Consider the following 17,182-nt stretch of genomic DNA (forward strand, 5'->3'; position numbering starts at 1 on the left):
CTCTAATTGCCTTTAATATTGCCTGAGCTAACTGGCAAACTTATATAACCACTTTTTTCCACAACAAATAACATTGATCTCTCAATGGAGTGGGCTAGCGTTCCATCTGTCTGCCCCTTTTCTTGCTCAAAATCATCGTAGGACAACCCCAAATCAAGCAATGGTTTAATGGCATCTCTTTTTGCCCAAAACATAGTGCTAGTTGGAAATTCCAGTAACCCAGCCCCCGAAACCTCAACTCCAATCTTTTGGAGTAATTTTTTAGCCGCCAAAAAGTCATAGCCCCAGTTTCTCAAATCTTTAACAGGGCCATAATGTTCTGAATATACAAGACCTATACTCTGCTCCTCAAAAATTTTAAGAATAGATTTAACGATATCAGGTGAACCTATCAAATTCTTCCTTAGAAATCCACCCCACTCTGAGTATTTTTTATCGTGCGTTGATTTCTTAGTGTGGAGATGAAGAATGACCTCTTCATCTTTGATATATTTTCCAGTCTCAACAACAAATGGAGCTACGTCCCTCCCACGATTTTGACACAACACTACATCACCTTGTAATCCAAACTTTTTAATAGTTTTGACTAAAAAAATTTTTTTTTCTTCGGAGTCCGTGGTGACTAGCAACCTCATAGGCATGGATAAATTAGATATTTCTCCTAGAATTTCCTCTGCAACATCAATATAAAAACAATGAATGACGGCCAGTATTTTAGGTATTTTTAATTCGAAATCATTAACATCAATTAGCGGAAGTTGTATGGGTTTTGAATGTCCGTCCAATGGATTGAAGGCTTGTTGAGCGCCATTTTCGCCAAATATTATTGCGTCGGCAATGGCTTGTTGTGAAAAAGAATCAACATTCTTTTTCTGCAATTCCGTCGCCTTGGCAATGCTCCTCCTTGAAAAGCAATGAGTGCTTATATAGGAAACAATATTATTATCAATGTAACCATGAAGCTCGTTACTTTCTATGCTTAAAAGCCCCGTAGTCAAAATTTGAATTTTGAAATACGGGAATCCCATGCCTATTAACTGTCTCCACGAGTGAATTGTTGGATTTTTTATCGAACCCAAGCCATCCGTAATCTCATAAAGTTCTTTAGAAGTAATTCCATATTCAGCTAGCTTTAAATGAAAATTAATCTCAACCTCTGTAATTAATTTATCTTTATTTGTATAGTAAGGCAGAGATGCGAGCACATCGAGTGCCTTCTTATTTATTCCCCGCTCATTTATGCAAAAAAAATAGCTCTGATAATGCGGGGTGATTTCATTATTTTTTGTTAAAAATACAACATCTGAATTTATCTTTTCTATGCTGTTTTTTTGCTCTAAGAGCTGCTCCATTGATCCAACAATACAAACACTATCGTTTGTAAATGTAATTGACTTAGCTACCTCTAAACACCCAATTATGTTTACACAATCTTTCCAGGCCCCAAAATCGAATGCGTAATTTTCTCGTGTAATTTGAAAGTCTGATTGATTGTCCCCAGCATCAACCGTTTCCTCAAAATGATCCGTATTAATAATTAAAATTAGCTTATAACCAACATCCTTATATTGCTGTATTTGTAATACCTGCATCCTACTCAAATAACCTTTTGGTGAGTAAGCAACGTATACGAGCAAATCATCTTCAGCTGTAATATTTCCCGTTTTATCAATTCTATAGTGGGCTCTTTTGCTAGCGTGAGGCAAACCCATCATGATTGAGTCAAATTCATATAGATTTTCTTTTGACTCGTGGATCCCTTGTTTTTCTTGTAATTTAAAAACCAAATGACGTCTAAAGCCATACCACCCTTCAGCTTTTAATAACTTAATTGCATAGGGAATTCTTTTGTATAAATTTAGATTAAAAAAGTATTTAAAAATACCTCTTGAATTGGTTAAAGCTTTCACTACCCTACTTGCCAACCTCAATGGCTTAGTGATCTTCCAGCTTGTAGAATTTAGTAGACTATTGTTTGTATATTCAGAATTTGCAAGCTGAAGATCTAAAATTTTATTTCGGTTTTTTTCACTAAGAACAAGCTCTTTAAGTCTAATTTTTTCTTCCAGCAGTACTGCATTTTTCTGGCGCTCGACTTGAGCCATTCTCTGACTTTGAAAAACGTCTTCATCTGACGACATGGCCTTATTCGACCATAAATTATTCTTTTGGTGATAAATTGGGTCTAATAAATAAGATAGGTTACTGAGTTCCAAATGTCCGGTTATTACACTTTCATCTTTTCCAGAGATTACTCGCCTACCTAGCGAATTATTACGCTCATCATTTTTTCTAACAACACAAATTGAGTTAATAAATTCTATGGAGTGTATTTTAGAAAGTGTCTCTGAACTAATGCTAAATTTGTACTCCTCAAAAAAAGGACGCAACACATCTTCCCTGGATTTATCTAGACCCCAATGTTCGTAATTAATAACATCGGCTAACCTTTTAAAAAAAGATATGGATGACAAGGGGTCGTATAGTCCACCTTCAAATGAGCTCCAATAGCTACAATGAAGATCCTCGACTATGTAAAGACCTCCATTAGATAGCGCCGAAAAATATATTGAAAAAGACTTGATAATGTCACTTGATTTATGCGAGCCATCATCAATAATGATGTCGTAATATTGACTACATTCTTTTATTTTACAAACGACTTCGCTAGAATTTGCATCCCCAATAAAGACATTGATGCGTGAGTCAGAAAAATGAAGGTTGGCACATCCTGGATTAATATCGCACCCAACAAAAACTCGCCCCTTTTTAAAGTACTCCGCCCATAACTCTAAAGATCCGCCATTTTGAATTCCAATCTCCAAAAGATGCAATTCATGATTTTGGAATTCATCAAATAATCGAGAGTACTCAGATAAGTAAAGCGACCACTTATCAGATAACTTTCCAGAACGTCTAAGGCATATATCCTCCAAAAGATTGTTAGTCATGAGTCACTTTCATCTGCACCTTCTCTACCTGAATCCCTACCAAGCCATATCTAATTTTGCTTGATGAGACATTGATAATTAACGCGTCGTGCAACCAATGATGCTGCAGATTATCGTAATAATCTCCATCCGCCACTGACACCATTACCGCATACTCACCATTAGGCAACATTGGCAAGGAGAATTCAAAAAGGCCTTTAAAAGTAAGGCCAGCGCTTATTTCAATTGGATTGATGCTTGTATAAGGAATAGTATTTTCACCAAATAAGTCCTGCCCCAAGCGATCTCTAACTAGAAAACCCAATATGGGGCTTTTGAGAGTTTCCCGAGCAACAGCCTTTATTTCCAAGCAAACCCTCTCGCCGCCTACAAACATCGTACCTTTACCATCAGAAAGCTTGGTTAGTTTGACAGCCAATATTTCAGCGCCACCAGTACGCCATCCTTTTGCGGCATCGAGATTATTCTCAACATCAAGAGTAGCTATATCGCACACAATCACTGGGGGACCCTCAAAAAAGTTATTTGCATCATCAATGAACTCTGGTTTTGCAGCGCCAGACAATGTAGATGAAAGCCGAACTTCGTCACCATATATTTCTTGCAGGGTAAATTGCAAATAAGCTTCAGCAATTAGTTTTGTAGCTCCAATCTGCTCAATGAGCCCTTTCTTAAGCCATAGAGCTGACTGGCATAAATTTTGTACTGCTGCAATATCATGACTTACAAAAATTAGTGCCCCGTTTTTTTGAAAATTTCGTATAAATCGCATGCATTTTTGAGTAAAAACTGCATCACCGACCGCCAGGGCCTCATCAATTACTAGTATATCTGCATCTACATGGGCTATGACTGCGAAAGCCAATCGCACAAGCATTCCACTGGAATACGTTTTTACTGGTTGTTCAATAAACTCTCCGATATCAGCAAAGCTCTCTATCTTTTGAAAGCGCTCGTCAATTTCAACCTTACTTAATCCAAGTATTGAGGCATTAAGGTAAACATTTTCACGCCCTGTAAACTCAGGATTAAAGCCAGACCCCAACTCCAAAAGTGCTGCAACCTTTCCATGAACTTGAACAGTGCCGTTTGTTGGGTTCAACGTCCCACAAATAATTTGAAGTAGAGTTGACTTACCAGATCCATTGCGCCCTATGATTGCTAAGGTCTCACCTTTGCGAAGCTGAAAAGATACATCGTTTAATGCCCAAAATTCTCGAAAATAACGCTGATTATTCTTACCTAAAAGTCTTGCAATTTTAGGCAGAATAAATTGCTTTAATCTATCGCTCGGACGATCATAAATTTCATATCGCTTACCGAGACCAGTGACGTTAATTGCAATTTCCTCAAATGACATCAGCAAAACCTTTTCTTGTTTTCTGGAACCATGCAAAACCAAGTAACATAACCGAAATTGCTATCAACGTGTAGGCTCCAAGTCCTATCCAAGAAGGCGGCTCCCCAAATATCAGCACAGCTCGTGCCTGCTCAATAATAAAACTTAATGGATTAAGCATGATCCAAATTTGAAACTCTGAAGGCACAGCTGTAATTGGATAAAAAACTGGTGATAAAAACATAAGAAGGGTAGTTAAAATGTTAACTGTCTGACCCACATCTCTTACGAATACACCAATAGATGCAATAAACCAAGAAATACCCATAATTAATAACATCAGAGGAAATAGCACAATTGGCAAAAAAATAATTGTCCAATTGATAAAACCATTAATCAATAAAAAACCTAAAATGAGCACACCAAATCCGACTAGAGAATGGAAAAGAGCAGCACCAAAATTAATTACTGGCAATATTTCCAATGGGAAAACTACCTTCTTGACATAATTTGAATTTACCAACATTAATCCGGGAGCCCGGTTGATTGCCTCTGAAAATAATCCAAATACAATCATTCCTACAAATAATATCAGTGCGAATTCAGCCTTACTATTAGAGCCCGCCGAACCCCAGCGCGACTTAAAAACTACCGAAAACACAAAAGTGTAAATTACAAGCATCAGAATGGGATTAAAGAATGACCATGTCAACCCCATTACCGAACCTTTATAGCGCCCGATCACCTCACGCTTTGTCATCTGGTAAACCAGCTGTCTATTTTTAATTAAACTACTGAATAATGCCTTTAATGAGGCAGGCGGATGCGAGTGTGGATTAATTATTTGACTCATAACAATTTATAATTTTTATATTTTCTTAATTAGGGCTGCAAAAATTAGACTCAGGGTTCCGCGACGTGTTTGACGATACAAGCCACAAATTTCCATCAAATGAAATCGATCTTTTAATTCTGCACCCCTTAGAGCCTCAAACATCTTCAAAATTTCTTGGTGATTTTTTACCAGCAAATGCTTCACCTCTTTTAAGGCAGCAATGTTTAGACTATTCCAATCCTGGAAACGCCCTTGCCAGAGCATCTTCACCCGCTCCATTTTTGCCGAGAACGAATTATTCCCACCCACCAAGGCGCCATTATGTTGACGATATAAAAGATATGGCACTGGGTCATAAAAGACATCGCCTTCAGCACCTGAGATCAATTGATAGATCCACCAGTCATGCGAAGGTACATTCAGCGGGCCCGCTTTTTCAATCAATAGTTTTGCGGCCAAGTTAAACACCATCGTATTGCCCCCGGCGATGCTTTGCACTAAAGCATTGCGAAAGCTTGGCGGAAACACAAAAAGCGGCGAAATACCGCAAGACTTTAATTGCTCGGTAACGTAAGTTGTGCGACCACAGTAAATAAAGGGCACGTAAATATTTTGATTGGCAGTGATCGTTTGCACAGCAACTGTGAGCTTTTCAGGGAGCCACACATCATCTTGGTCACAAAAGGCGTAGTAATCAGCCTTAATTTCAGAATCGCACGCTAAGGATAGAAAGTTCTGGCAAAAGCCCTTTTGGGGACCATTGCGAATGGCCATTTTCCCCTGGGGCCATTTCGCTTGATATTTGAGCAAAATATCTAAAGTGCCATCTTTTGAGCCATCATCACTGACCATCAACACCCAGTTTTGATGGGTCTGGGCTTCTAGGGAGTCAAGCTGCTCAGCTAAGAAGCACTCACCGTTATAGGTACACAGCAAAATCGCGATTAAGGGCTGGGCCACAATCTGATCCAAAGGAAGCTCTAAATCAGAGTTTAAAGAGAAATTTTCATTAATAAAATCAGTCACTTACAGTATTTCTCGCAAGTTATAAATAGTGATTAAAGACAAAATTTCCCCAAAGGCATCGCGCCCATCTTAGATTTAATAATTATAACGAAATAAGCCTTAAAACAGTGCGCTAAAGCACGTAAACCTCAGCTAAATCATCAAAAATAGGGGGTAAGGAGTGCTAATACCGTGTATCGGGCATGGTCTATGTAATGTATATATTTACATTGTAATTATATACATTACAATTAGATATGATCATATCGTTTCATCATAAAGGGCTGGAAAGTTTTTTTACTAAGGGTAGCTATCGCGGCATCCCTGCGCAGTATGCCGCCCGAATTGAACGTATGTTAGATCGCTTAGATGCTGCTGTTGTGCCTGAGGATATGGATGTGCCCGGATTTAAGTTTCATGAATTAAAGGGTAAGCGCAAAGGTGTTTACTCGGTTACCGTTTCGGGGAACTGGCGAATAACTTTTAAGTTCGATGGCGAAAGCGCAATCGAAGTGGATTTGGAGGATTATCACTAATGAAGAAAACAATGCGAAGTTTGAGAAACGCAAACCGTAGGCCAACCCATCCAGGCGCTATATTGCGCGAGGATGTTTTGCCGGAACTCGGTATTACCCAAGCAGCTTTTGCAAATCATTTGGGTGTGAGTCGTTTGACGGTTTCCGAGATACTGCATGAAAAAAGAGGTATCAGTGCTGAAATGGCAGTAAGGATCTCCAAGGTTATTGGCGGAACACCCGAGAGTTGGTTGCATATGCAAGAGGCTGTTGATTTATGGGAGGTTGAGCAGAGATTTAAGAGTAATCCTGCAATTGCTCCAATGGCAATGAAGCCTTTAATGGCGGCAGCCTAATGTCTAATAAATTGCAAGATCGGCTAATCGATTTAGGTGAGAAATTGAGTAAGGGGTACGAATCCTATCAGGAGGAAGTATTGCTGTTGATATCGGATGTTAGAAAAGATCTGATAGCAAGATTTGGAATGATTGCCCCATGGGAATCTGAGGAATTAGATCTTGCGGAAAATTATGTAGGAGCAAATTTTCTCAAGGCATCACTATTGGCAGTCTATACGGCTCTTGTTGTATCTGAGTATTCGGATGAGGAGTACTGGGTAGGGTATCGCTATACACATAAAGATGTTAAGAAAGTTCCTAGGAGAGCTTAAGATATCTTGGTTTAGCAAATATAGGCTCGCTATGGACTAATATCATTTCAAAGGGCAAGAGGCCTACTATAGCTTGTGGGTGTCGCCTGATTGGTTAGCTGGGCAGGCCAAGATATTGCTAACTAAATCTACTGATAAAGTAGGCTATTTACATAGCAAGGATAAAAAGGATTGCTAATGCCTCGTGTGTGTCAATTTAGCGGTTGTCCGCTGGGGTACTAGTACGTGATCTGACTAAAACGAAGGGTTCACCCGAAGAATGTTTGCCAGTGGAAGTGTAAAGAATATGGCTGGGATATTTGCCTTGGGCTAGTTCTTGTAATTGCCAGGGAGCTTTGAGTTTAGTAGCAGTAAAAGTAATCACGGATCGATTGGACGTTTTGCTATCAATAAAAGCGCCGCCCAAGAGTATCTTGGGATCAAAAGGCACTTTATTGAAACTGACTTCAAAATGTAAGTGAGGGCCTGTAGATCTGCCAGTGCTCCCCACGGTAGCAATGATTTGTGACTGCTTTACTGTATCGCCAGTTTTCACTAAGAGTGTTTGAGCATGGCCGTAGCGAGTGGCATAACCTTGACCGTGATCGATTTCAACGAGGTTACCGTAACCGGGGGCATACCCAGCATAAGTTACTTTTCCATTACCAGTGGCTAAAATGGGGCTGCCTGCTTGTGCTGGGATGTCGAGCCCTTCATGTTGTTCATGTTCGCCACTAAATGCGCTGACACGAGTACCAAAGGCGCTAGAAATGATCAGTTTTTGATCTAGTGGTTTTGTGACTACCGGGCTGATAGTTGGGGTGCTAGCAGAAATAGTCTGTGCGCTGGAAAGGGCTGAACCTAACAAGAGGCTTGTAACAAAAAGTGGCGCTAAGCGAAGTTTTTTAGATGGCATGCACAGGCAATTTTAAATTAGTAAAGGGGAGTCATGTGATTGAGGGAATCATCCATTGCTTGGCACTGGTTTTGCTCAGCGCATCGTTAAGTGCATGTCTATTTACTGCGCGCCAATAAGCGTTTCTTCTCCATAAGGCATTGGTGATCACCGGCAAACCGTCGCCCACTTTATTGGGTCAGGTGCAATTTGATATCTTGACCTATATTGATATCAAGGTTGCAATCAGTACTAATGATGCCGATTTGATTGTAGAAATCTTGGATGATGTACTGAATAGTGCTATCGCTTCATAAGGAGCTACTGGGTAATTTGTGCTGATGATTTCAATGATGTGGTGGTGTTGAGGGTTTTTGATCAAGAGGGACGAGAATTCATTGCACCGATGAAAATTTTTTCCGTGCGTAATATGAACTAATTTCCCCACACAGTCCTGTCATCGAATACACAATAGGTGAACATGATTGAAGATATGCGCAAAGCGTTGGCGATGCAGATCACTATGCACTTGATGTCTTTAGGCTAGCGCAAGGTGAAGTAGGTAAGGCATATCTCAATTTTTTCGGGTATTGGGTTAATAGACTCTGTAACTTTGGGGTTGGAGGCATTAATAATCTTTTCTGGCTTCTTCGGATTACATAGTCTGCGCTAATTCTCCTAAATGATTCAATTGTTTCTGACCCCAGCCTCAGTTAAGCACCACTCTTATTTTTACCTTTTCGTTTTATGCTGAGCTTTTACCCAGCAAAATAAAGGAGAGGTAATGCTTTCAATCGAGTATGTTCACAAGCGCGTGAAGCTCTTTAGGATTGAGTTGAGTTTGATGATTGTTGCCAGTATGGTACTAGTCTTCTTTGTTTGGCAAATATTGCAGGTTTTGAAGATTATCAAATAGCAATCACTATGGATGCATTGGCTCGATGGGTGCTTATATCGAATCTATGAATTTAATTACTTATTGAGTATCTACCCTAGATGCATCCACTTGGGCGTTCTAAAGGACACAATTCTCTTGTAGAGCCAGACATAAGAGCTGGCAAATAAGAGAAAGAATATCACCTGTAATGGTGTTGAGTTCCAATACAACACAGCGGGTACCACTGCGAAGGCACTTAACACCCAAAGATAAGGAGATGTTTTTGCATTGGTCAAAAAGAAATCATTTTCCGATTTAATTTGGGTGTTATTGAGAATGCGCCGAAAAATCAGAGAATGAAAGTGAATGCCATCGGGATGGCCAGGACTTTTCCCTTGATGAAATTTTCTGCGATAGATTGTAAAAATAGTTTCCCAAATAGGATAAGCATTGATCAGTACAGCAAACCAAGTTGAAATCTCCAGATGCCTTGCCACAATGAGCACGCTTAAAGTGGCAATCCAAAATCCAATTAAATACGCTCCACCATCGCCTAAAAAGATTAAGCCTCGTGGATAGTTCCAAATGAAAAATCCCAAGATGGCAGCTACCATCGAAAAGCTCAGATAAGTAATGAGCGGGTCATTGACCTCAATACCTACATAACCGAGCGCTAGCAAGGTAATCATGCCCACCATGCTCGATAGCCCATTAAAGCCATCAATAATGTTGTAAGCATTTGCAAGGCCGGTAATAGCAAATACAGAAAAGACGATGGAGATTGGACTAAGTAAAAGCAGCAGATCAATCCCCGGAATATCTAGGCGGATGATTTGGGTGCCCAAAAAATAAATAGCCAAAAATGCACCCAGCGCTGTAAAAATTAAACGTGTTCTGACACTAATTTTTTTAGTCAAATCTTCTAAAAGGCCGATTGCAAAGACAGGTGCTGCGCACAGCAGCATAAAGAGTTCTTCATTGGCAACAGCTTGCAGATTGTAGTGATAGAGGATTGCCAAAGTTAGGCCCAAGGCAATACCAAGACCGCCGATGCGTGGCACTGCAGTTTTGTGAAATTTTTGGGGGCCATTTAAGTCTAAGTCAGCTGTAAAGCGCTGATGTATCTTTTGTGAGCGAATAACCACTATCGTGCAAACAAAAGAGACAAAAAAGGCAATTAATAAACTTGACATCCGATGATTATAGAATTTAAATCCAAATACCAAAGCCCTATTTATCTAAATCGCTTAAATTACTCGAATTTATTGGGGTATTTACTTTCCCAACAGTTTTTGGTGTCGGTTATACGCAACCTTATTATTAGTAAAATGTGGTGATGAAAACCATATTCAATTACCCGTCTTTGGTCAAATCTTTTATTGTGGCGTTATTGGCAATGGCCGGATTGACTGCCCATGCCCAAACCGCCCAATTTGAATACGATCTGAAAATTACTGCTGATCCCGCCAAGCGGGCGGCATATTTAAAGCAATCTGGCGAAGCCCCCAGTCCCTACGAGCAAGTTTTTAGCTTGGTTAAAGGGTCGATGCAGGTCGCCACCGTAGTCGATAAAGTTGATCTTCGCAAAGATCAGTACCACATTAATTCCACGGGCACCTTGGCTGCCGTCCTCGCTACTGTATTAAATGACCAAAAGTTAATTCGTGATTCAGTGGGGGCAAATGGTCCTAATGGTTTGGTAACCAACACCTATCAAGAAAAGCGCGGTAATACTGAGCTGCTGATTGCTAAAGTCGATGCCCCGAAGAGCATCATTAATTTTTATAAAGTCTCTTCTCGTAGCGCGCCAATAGGAACAGCCCCCTATGCTGGTAAGTTACTCGATATGCTCACGGTAGGTTACCAATTTATTGGTCGAGATTTGCCTGCCAAATCGGTGGTCTTACCTGTTACCGATGGACGTTCGCTCAAGACTTATACCTTGGTACGTGGAGAGCCATGGGATTTTCCATTTGATGGCGCCAAGGTAAAGGCAATCCGCTATTACAAAACTACCTCAAAGGATGACACCGCGACATTTGAAATTTGGTTTTCAGAAAAAGAGCATGTGCCACTGCGTTCGATGATTGGTTTAAATGCACAGTATGGCGCCACCATTCAAGTGGATTTGAAGAAAATTCCCAAACTCTAATATGACTTAGGTGCAATCACCATGATGAGATTCGATAGCGATGAATAAAAAGATACTCATTTGGATGATTGCAGCAATATTGGTGTTTTTTGTACTTATCAAAGTACTCGTTTATCAGTTTTGCCATCCAGAGCAAACTAATCAAATAAGCCATTTAGTGTCCGATACCTTATCCCTATCTTCAAGCCAAGCGAGCTCAAATAGAGAGCCCCTCTCTTGGGAGCCGCTATTGCATCAACTGGCCATCTTCTTTTCTAAGGCGTGCGCTCGCTAGATAAGTAAGTAAGTCTTCTCGTTTTGTACTCTGTCTTTAGGGCACCAAGCTCAAGAATAAGTACTCCAAGAAAATAATCAGATGCAGCACGCCCTGTAAGAGGGTGGTCTTACCAATGGCTAGAGTCAGTGCACCAATAAAGAAAGACAGGTACATTAGGACCATATTAAGATCGCTGATACCTAAGCTCAATGGCAGATCAAAGAAAATGGCAATGGCTGCTACCGTGGGGATTGTCAGACCAATGCTGGCTAATGCTGATCCCAGCGTAAGATTCAAACTACTTTGCAAGCGATTGGCATTGGCGGCTCTGACCGCTGCAAAGCTCTCTGGTAACAACACCAAAAGCGCAATGGCAATACCCACCACCGTTTTAGGTGCTCCCGCATTATTGACTGCAGCCTCAATGGCAGGACTGAGTAACTCAGCTAATCCCACTACCGTGATCAGTGATATCAATAAGAGAATAAGACTGACTGTGGTCTTGAGATTGCTCGGCTTATCCGCGTGCACTGTCTCGTCCGCTTTGTGCTCTGCACTGACCGGCAAGTAGTAATCGCGATGACTCACAGTCTGAAAAAAGAGAAACGCGCCATACAAAGCAAAAGACGCAATGCCTGCAAAGGCCAATTGACTATTGGTAAAGTCAGGGCCAGGTGTACTGACAGTGACTACTGGCATGACCAAAATAAAAGTAGCTAAGGCGGTGAGTACCCCCAAGGAAGAGAGCGCTCCCTCATTACGAAAAGCCATTTCATAATGTTTGAGACCGCCTACAAAGATACACAAACCAATGACCCCATTGATCACAATCATCACAGTAGCAAATACGGCATCACGGGCAATAAATTGCGAGCCCTCATGACCTGTAAGCATCATAGAGATAATGAGTGAGACTTCAATAATCGTCACGCTAATGGACAGAATCGGCATGCCATAGGGCTCCCCCGTTTTATGAGCCACCACTTCTGCATGATGCACGGCAGTGAGAACGGCGCCAATCAAAATCATGCCTAATAAAGCAATAAACCAGGTGTGATTAAGCAGAGCTGACATAGAGGATCTTTTATAAAGGTACTGCAGTTCGGTGGAGTGATTGAATACAGGGTAAGCTTATAGCAATTTAGAGCGGTATTGAAAGGGATTGGGTAAAGATGCAGGCAATTATTTTATTTGGCCATGGCGCCCGTGATATTCGTTGGCGTGAACCCTTTGATCGCATGGCTACTTTGTGGAGGGAGCAGCATCCCACTACTCCCATGGCACTGGCATTTTTAGAGCTCATGCAGCCCTCACTGGCAGAGGCGATCGCTGGTTTGGTTGATGCTGGAGCCACTAGTGTGCGCATCATCCCAGTCTTTTTTGGTCAAGGCGGCCATTTGCGTAATGACTTTCCAGTACTGCTGGCTGACTGTCAGGCCAAGTTTCCTGATGTGCAGATTAGCGCCGCACCTGCAGTGGGCGAAGATCCCCATATTCTGCAAGCCATTATTGATTTTGGGGCTAGAGAGCTTACTTAAAGCGATAGACCAGAGAGGCAATGAGGCTGTCCTGGTAGGAGTTTGCCATGATGGGACTGTTGCTGATACCGCTGCCCATGAACTTGCGCTTACCAAAGACATTGAAATACCAATCATCCACAATTGGTACCTCTACCATTAAGCCAGCTACATAATTCGTTGTGCCAGGCACTGTGTATTGAGAATAGCCCAAAGTTTGCGAGGCTTTAGGGCTTACGCCATAGTAGTAATTAGCATAAGACTGAGTAAGGTATTCAGCGCCCAGGAGTGGATAGATTTTGATATTTGCAGGTAATTCAAACTCGGCAAAATAAGACAGCTGATAAATTTGTCCTTGTGAGCGATTGATATCCTGAAACGCATACATAAAAAACCCACCAATGGGCGTTTCTTGAAAGCTACCAAGTCCAAGTGGCACGGGATCTAATTTTGAAAAAGTGGCGCCCGTAATAGTAGATTTGCGATTGTAGTTATCCAGGTTCACCTGACCGGCTACCTCAAGATAACCATACCCCATTTTGATTGTTTTAAATCCAAAAGTATCAATGCGCGCAAAGAAGCGTTCGTAATCAAAAAAGGCATAAGGTAAAGGGTAGGTTTGAGTGCCGGTAGCGCCAATCGACATATTCGAGCTATACACCGCGACACCAAGATCACCCACCAGATGATTGGGCAAACCATCTGGCACATCATTGGGTACTTCGTATTGGGCAATGTCAGTTACCGCTACCGAGGGCACACTCGTGGATGCATTACTCGCGTTATTTTCTGCGGCCAATATTGGTGTGTGTAGTGTTGCAAAAAACAGTACCACACCAAAAGCGCTCGTTATGAACTTTATAAGCTTTTGCTTTGCACCGATTGATTTGCTAGAGCAAAACAATTGGAACCAACGAAAATAGTTGGGGCAGAGCATGGGGACTATTCTACATAGAATTGCTCACCCTCAGGGCACCCTCAATCCCTGCTTAGGTGCCTGTCTTTTGGTGCTGCGCAGCAATTACATCGGACACATTCACTTTGAGGGCCTCGCCAACCATGATCAAGGCGGGCGACTGGGTATCGAACCAATGATCTGCTGCACCGAGTGCTAGTTCTTGCAAAGTACTGGACCAGTGGCGCTCTCGCTGGGTGCTCACTGCCTCCAGAATATGAACGGGTGTGAGTGGCGAATGATTGGGACTATGGCTAATAAGCTCTTGAGCAATGCGCGCCGCATCTTTGCGGCCCATGTAATACACCAAGGTGTCGGCTGTGGGGTATTGGATGGGCGAGTGACTTATTTCAAGGTGGGGCTCAGCTGCTTGGGCCAGGGTCACAAAGGCCACGCTGCGAGAGACACCACGCAAGGTGAGAGATTGGCCAATTGATGCTGCACCAGCTAAGGCAGCAGTAATGCCTGGAACAATTTCCACAGCAATACCAGCAGTCTGTAAAGCCTGGAGTTCTTCATCCGCACGCCCAAAGAGCATGGGATCACCCCCTTTGAGTCGCACCACTACCTGGTGCTGTTTGGCGGCATCGACCAGACGCTTATTGATAAATTGCTGTGCAGAAGAGAGCTTGCCACAGCGTTTGCCAACCGGTACCTGAATAGCTTGGGGACACAATGCCAACATCTCCGGCTCGACCAAAGCATCATGAAATACCACATCAGCCTGCGCTAATAATTTGGCCCCCCGCACTGTAATCAGATCAGCAGCGCCCGGGCCAGCGCCTACTAAGTAGACCTTGCCGTAAGCGCTATTGATCGATGCTGGCTTTTGCATGGACGCTCTCAAAGGCTGAGGGTAGTGCGCTTACCGCGCCAGCTATTTTGCGTAGTCACGCTAAATAGATCAAACTGCTTGAGTGCAACATCCTTGTCTTGATCAGAGCGCAAAGCAAAGCTATCAAAACCCACTCGAGCACCTTGTAGTAGTTGATCAATCAGTACATCGCCAATAGCACGAATTTCTCCATTCCAAGAGTAGCGCTCGCGCAGCAGCGCCGCAGTACTAAAGCTGCGACCATCTCTAAAAATAGGGAAGTGCGCTGCTACTAGCGGCCACAGCGTTTTACCTTCTTCAAGCAAATCTGCATGCTTAAGGATGTCATCATCGGCAGCAAACCACACACCAATTTGACCGGCTTGGGCGCGGGCCAGAATGTCTTGTTCTTTATGGTGTTTTACCCACCACGCAAACGGTACCAAGACTTTACTCGGGCCATGCTCTAAATCCGGAATGCCACCCTCATCTTGATCCCAGCTGAGAATCTGCCATTGATTTGGCGCAAAATGGGGCTTGCCATCTTTGGGGAAATGGAGGATTTCGTTCATCATGCCGCTCCACCAGCAGCTTGCTCAGAGACTACTTTTTTCTTGGCATGCGAGTAAGCCGCTTCCTTGAATGGCGCGACACCTAAACGACGATAGGCGCTAATGAATGACTCATCCTCATGGCGTTGGCCCACATAGGTATTAATAATGTTGGTCATGACATCAGGGATTTCATCGGCATAAAAAGAGGGGCCAATGACTTTACCAATCGCAGCATCGTTGCCTTGCTCGCCACCTAAAGTAATTTGATACCACTCTTCACCGTCTTTATCGACACCGAGTACGCCAATATTGCCAACGTGATGGTGACCACAAGAATTAATACACCCAGAAATATTCAGAGTGATCTCCCCTAAGTCATAGAGGTAATCCAAATCATCAAAACGTTCTTGGATGGCTTTAGCAATCGGCAATGATTTGGCATTAGCCAATGAACAGAAGTCGCCACCAGGGCAGGCGATGATATCAGTCAATAAACCAATATTGGGCAGAACCAAATTTTGTTTCTTAGCTGCGCGCCAGAGCTCTACCAATTGCGCTTGCTCTACGTCAGCCAGCACGAGATTTTGTTCGTGGGTTGCGCGTAATTCACCAAAGCTATATTGATCTGCCAAATCTGCAATGGCATTCATTTGGGCGCTGGTGACATCGCCCGGTGGCACACCATGCGGCTTTAAGGACAGAATGACTGATGCATAGCCGGGAACTTGGTGACTACGTACATTGCGCTCCAACCAGCGGCTAAATGCAATCCGCTCATTACCCTCAACTGAACCAATCTGCGCGAGCAACTGTTCAGTACTCAAAGGCAGCAAGGTTTTGTATGCGGGCTTGGTAAAGTGCTGGGCTACCCGCTCCCACTCTGCTTGCGTGAAGTTATCATCGCCATCGACGATGTGAGCCCATTCACCTTCTACTTGGCGAGCAAATTCTTCTGGGCCTAATGCCTTGACCAAAATCTTGATACGCGCTTTGTATAAATTATCGCGACGGCCAAAGCGGTTATAGACCCGCAGTAATGCTGTGAGATAGCTTGGCAGTAATTGCCATGGCAAGCCTTGCTTGATGAGGGAACCCAGAATAGGGGTGCGCCCCATGCCACCACCTGCATAAATATCAGCCAGCAATTGACCGGCAGCATCTTTCTTTAATTCAATGCCAACATCGTGGCATAACAAAATAGTGCGATCTTCTTTCGCGCCATTGATGGCGAATTTAAATTTGCGTGGTAAATGCGCAAACTCAGGATGCAGGGTGGACCATTGACGCAGTAACTCACAAATCGGACGGGGATCGACGTATTCGTCGGCAGCAACCCCAGCAAAGGCATCGCTAGTAATGTTGCGAATACAGTTGCCAGAAGTTTGTATGGCATGCATCTCCACCTTGGCTAAATCAGCCAAGATATTGGGAGTCCCTTCTAGCTCCACCCAGTTGTATTGAATGTTTTGGCGGGTAGTGAAATGACCATAACCCCGATCGTATTTATCCGCGATGAGAGCAAGCATGCGTAATTGCTTGGCACTTAACAGTCCATAAGGAATAGCCACGCGCAACATATAGGCATGACGTTGGTGATAGAGACCATTTTGCAGGCGCAGTGGTCGAAATTCTTCTTCAGGCAAGGCACCATTGAGGCGGCGCTCTACTTGGTCTCTGAATTGGGCAACCCGTTGATCTACAAGGGTTTGGTCAATATGGTCGTATTTGTACATAGCCCCATATTGTCTAGGATTTTGATTATTACTTCAAATACTCAAATATTGGCTCTTTATATCTAAATTGGTATAAAGAGGGCAGTAAAAATATCATTGTTGTGACTTATATCTTGATGGGGTAGCAGTCACTTT

Annotated in this window: 19 protein-coding genes; 8 read left to right on the forward strand and 11 right to left on the reverse strand. The window is 42.7% G+C overall.

Annotated features, from left to right (window positions below):
* Positions 1-2: 2 nt before the first annotated feature.
* From BOQ04_RS00065 to BOQ04_RS00080, 4 genes are read right to left on the reverse strand one after another with little or no spacing between them, the layout of a single operon-like run.
* A complete protein-coding gene (locus BOQ04_RS00065) occupies positions 3-2,951 on the reverse strand; it encodes a rhamnan synthesis F family protein (protein ID WP_076022751.1) in 2,949 nt (982 codons plus the stop codon).
* Entirely contained in the window at positions 2,944-4,311 is a 1,368-nt protein-coding gene (locus BOQ04_RS00070) for an ABC transporter ATP-binding protein (RefSeq protein WP_076022752.1), read from the reverse strand. Before BOQ04_RS00070 ends, BOQ04_RS00065 begins: the two co-directional genes overlap by 8 nt.
* Positions 4,301-5,143, reverse strand: coding sequence for an ABC transporter permease (locus tag BOQ04_RS00075; RefSeq protein WP_143742126.1), 843 nt, complete (start codon positions 5,141-5,143; stop codon positions 4,301-4,303). The genes BOQ04_RS00070 and BOQ04_RS00075 overlap by 11 nt, the downstream gene beginning before the upstream one ends.
* A gap of 15 nt (positions 5,144-5,158) precedes the next feature.
* Entirely contained in the window at positions 5,159-6,151 is a 993-nt protein-coding gene (locus tag BOQ04_RS00080) for a glycosyltransferase family 2 protein (RefSeq protein ID WP_076022753.1), read from the reverse strand.
* A 236-nt stretch (positions 6,152-6,387) separates the two neighbouring features.
* Between BOQ04_RS00080 and BOQ04_RS00085 the strand changes: the two genes are divergently transcribed.
* From BOQ04_RS00085 to BOQ04_RS00095, 3 genes are read left to right on the forward strand one after another with little or no spacing between them, the layout of a single operon-like run.
* Positions 6,388-6,666 carry a type II toxin-antitoxin system RelE/ParE family toxin gene (locus BOQ04_RS00085; protein ID WP_076022754.1) on the forward strand — a complete coding sequence of 93 codons (279 nt, stop codon included), beginning with the start codon at positions 6,388-6,390 and terminating at the stop codon, positions 6,664-6,666.
* Positions 6,667-6,677: 11 nt separating this feature from the next.
* A complete protein-coding gene (locus BOQ04_RS00090) occupies positions 6,678-7,001 on the forward strand; it encodes a HigA family addiction module antitoxin (RefSeq protein ID WP_083657483.1) in 324 nt (107 codons plus the stop codon).
* Entirely contained in the window at positions 7,001-7,315 is a 315-nt protein-coding gene (locus tag BOQ04_RS00095; RefSeq protein WP_076022756.1) for a hypothetical protein, read from the forward strand. Before BOQ04_RS00090 ends, BOQ04_RS00095 begins: the two co-directional genes overlap by 1 nt.
* Before the next feature lie 196 nt (positions 7,316-7,511).
* On the opposite strand, the gene BOQ04_RS00100 is transcribed toward BOQ04_RS00095, so the two are convergent.
* Entirely contained in the window at positions 7,512-8,210 is a 699-nt protein-coding gene (locus BOQ04_RS00100) for a M23 family metallopeptidase (protein ID WP_076022757.1), read from the reverse strand.
* Positions 8,211-8,353: 143 nt separating this feature from the next.
* On the opposite strand from BOQ04_RS00100, the gene BOQ04_RS10680 reads away from it, so the two are divergent.
* Together BOQ04_RS10680 and BOQ04_RS10970 are read left to right on the forward strand one after the other, a co-directional pair.
* Positions 8,354-8,506: a hypothetical protein gene (locus BOQ04_RS10680; RefSeq protein ID WP_158025464.1), complete on the forward strand. Its 153-nt coding sequence runs from the start codon at positions 8,354-8,356 to the stop codon at positions 8,504-8,506.
* A gap of 467 nt (positions 8,507-8,973) precedes the next feature.
* Positions 8,974-9,105, forward strand: coding sequence for a hypothetical protein (locus BOQ04_RS10970; protein ID WP_269844376.1), 132 nt, complete (start codon positions 8,974-8,976; stop codon positions 9,103-9,105).
* Positions 9,106-9,176: 71 nt separating this feature from the next.
* On the opposite strand, the gene BOQ04_RS00105 is transcribed toward BOQ04_RS10970, so the two are convergent.
* Positions 9,177-10,259 carry an MraY family glycosyltransferase gene (locus tag BOQ04_RS00105; protein WP_076022758.1) on the reverse strand — a complete coding sequence of 361 codons (1,083 nt, stop codon included), beginning with the start codon at positions 10,257-10,259 and terminating at the stop codon, positions 9,177-9,179.
* A 143-nt stretch (positions 10,260-10,402) separates the two neighbouring features.
* Here BOQ04_RS00105 and BOQ04_RS00110 point away from each other — a divergent pair, with 143 nt between their 5' ends.
* Both BOQ04_RS00110 and BOQ04_RS00115 read left to right on the forward strand, forming a co-directional pair.
* Positions 10,403-11,218 carry a DUF3108 domain-containing protein gene (locus tag BOQ04_RS00110; RefSeq protein ID WP_143742127.1) on the forward strand — a complete coding sequence of 272 codons (816 nt, stop codon included), beginning with the start codon at positions 10,403-10,405 and terminating at the stop codon, positions 11,216-11,218.
* 40 nt (positions 11,219-11,258) lie between these two features.
* Positions 11,259-11,492 carry a hypothetical protein gene (locus BOQ04_RS00115; protein WP_076022760.1) on the forward strand — a complete coding sequence of 78 codons (234 nt, stop codon included), beginning with the start codon at positions 11,259-11,261 and terminating at the stop codon, positions 11,490-11,492.
* 36 nt (positions 11,493-11,528) lie between these two features.
* On the opposite strand, the gene BOQ04_RS00120 is transcribed toward BOQ04_RS00115, so the two are convergent.
* Positions 11,529-12,548 carry a calcium:cation antiporter gene (locus BOQ04_RS00120; RefSeq protein WP_076022761.1) on the reverse strand — a complete coding sequence of 340 codons (1,020 nt, stop codon included), beginning with the start codon at positions 12,546-12,548 and terminating at the stop codon, positions 11,529-11,531.
* Positions 12,549-12,646: 98 nt separating this feature from the next.
* On the opposite strand from BOQ04_RS00120, the gene BOQ04_RS00125 reads away from it, so the two are divergent.
* Positions 12,647-13,012 (forward strand): sirohydrochlorin chelatase, encoded by a 366-nt coding sequence (locus BOQ04_RS00125; protein ID WP_076022762.1) that lies wholly within the window; start codon positions 12,647-12,649, stop codon positions 13,010-13,012.
* On the opposite strand, the gene BOQ04_RS00130 is transcribed toward BOQ04_RS00125, so the two are convergent.
* The 4 genes from BOQ04_RS00130 to BOQ04_RS00145 all read right to left on the reverse strand — a co-directional run bounded on the left by BOQ04_RS00130 (position 13,005) and on the right by BOQ04_RS00145 (position 17,047).
* Positions 13,005-13,790 (reverse strand): MipA/OmpV family protein, encoded by a 786-nt coding sequence (locus BOQ04_RS00130; RefSeq protein WP_076023138.1) that lies wholly within the window; start codon positions 13,788-13,790, stop codon positions 13,005-13,007. The two genes, BOQ04_RS00125 and BOQ04_RS00130, sit on opposite strands and share 8 nt — an antisense overlap.
* A 190-nt stretch (positions 13,791-13,980) precedes the next feature.
* The gene (gene cobA, locus BOQ04_RS00135; protein ID WP_076022763.1) at positions 13,981-14,781 is read right to left on the reverse strand and encodes a uroporphyrinogen-III C-methyltransferase; all 801 of its coding nucleotides are present in this window, start codon (positions 14,779-14,781) and stop codon (positions 13,981-13,983) included.
* Positions 14,782-14,789: 8 nt separating this feature from the next.
* Entirely contained in the window at positions 14,790-15,332 is a 543-nt protein-coding gene (locus BOQ04_RS00140; protein WP_198929259.1) for a DUF934 domain-containing protein, read from the reverse strand.
* Positions 15,332-17,047, reverse strand: a complete 1,716-nt coding sequence (locus tag BOQ04_RS00145) for a nitrite/sulfite reductase (protein ID WP_076022764.1) — start codon at positions 17,045-17,047, stop codon at positions 15,332-15,334. Before BOQ04_RS00145 ends, BOQ04_RS00140 begins: the two co-directional genes overlap by 1 nt.
* Positions 17,048-17,182: the final 135 nt, after the last annotated feature.

The organism is Polynucleobacter sphagniphilus (genome assembly GCF_001953355.1).
GTDB lineage: Bacteria > Pseudomonadota > Gammaproteobacteria > Burkholderiales > Burkholderiaceae > Polynucleobacter > Polynucleobacter sphagniphilus.

Excerpts from the sequence above, each read along its gene's own strand:
- BOQ04_RS00105 (WP_076022758.1), bottom strand. The coding sequence starts at position 10,259 with ATGTCAAGTTTATTAATTGCCTTTTTTGTCTCTTTTGTTTGCACGATA.
- BOQ04_RS00090 (WP_083657483.1), top strand. The coding sequence starts at position 6,678 with ATGCGAAGTTTGAGAAACGCAAACCGTAGGCCAACCCATCCAGGCGCT.
- BOQ04_RS00145 (WP_076022764.1), bottom strand. The coding sequence starts at position 17,047 with ATGTACAAATACGACCATATTGACCAAACCCTTGTAGATCAACGGGTT.
- BOQ04_RS00115 (WP_076022760.1), top strand. The coding sequence starts at position 11,259 with ATGAATAAAAAGATACTCATTTGGATGATTGCAGCAATATTGGTGTTT.
- BOQ04_RS00095 (WP_076022756.1), top strand. The coding sequence starts at position 7,001 with ATGTCTAATAAATTGCAAGATCGGCTAATCGATTTAGGTGAGAAATTG.
- cobA (WP_076022763.1), bottom strand. The coding sequence starts at position 14,781 with ATGCAAAAGCCAGCATCGATCAATAGCGCTTACGGCAAGGTCTACTTA.
- BOQ04_RS00085 (WP_076022754.1), top strand. The coding sequence starts at position 6,388 with ATGATCATATCGTTTCATCATAAAGGGCTGGAAAGTTTTTTTACTAAG.
- BOQ04_RS00100 (WP_076022757.1), bottom strand. The coding sequence starts at position 8,210 with ATGCCATCTAAAAAACTTCGCTTAGCGCCACTTTTTGTTACAAGCCTC.
- BOQ04_RS00120 (WP_076022761.1), bottom strand. The coding sequence starts at position 12,548 with ATGTCAGCTCTGCTTAATCACACCTGGTTTATTGCTTTATTAGGCATG.
- BOQ04_RS00125 (WP_076022762.1), top strand. The coding sequence starts at position 12,647 with ATGCAGGCAATTATTTTATTTGGCCATGGCGCCCGTGATATTCGTTGG.
- BOQ04_RS00065 (WP_076022751.1), bottom strand. The coding sequence starts at position 2,951 with ATGACTAACAATCTTTTGGAGGATATATGCCTTAGACGTTCTGGAAAG.
- BOQ04_RS00110 (WP_143742127.1), top strand. The coding sequence starts at position 10,403 with ATGAAAACCATATTCAATTACCCGTCTTTGGTCAAATCTTTTATTGTG.
- BOQ04_RS00075 (WP_143742126.1), bottom strand. The coding sequence starts at position 5,143 with ATGAGTCAAATAATTAATCCACACTCGCATCCGCCTGCCTCATTAAAG.
- BOQ04_RS10970 (WP_269844376.1), top strand. The coding sequence starts at position 8,974 with ATGCTTTCAATCGAGTATGTTCACAAGCGCGTGAAGCTCTTTAGGATT.
- BOQ04_RS00140 (WP_198929259.1), bottom strand. The coding sequence starts at position 15,332 with ATGAACGAAATCCTCCATTTCCCCAAAGATGGCAAGCCCCATTTTGCG.
- BOQ04_RS00070 (WP_076022752.1), bottom strand. The coding sequence starts at position 4,311 with ATGTCATTTGAGGAAATTGCAATTAACGTCACTGGTCTCGGTAAGCGA.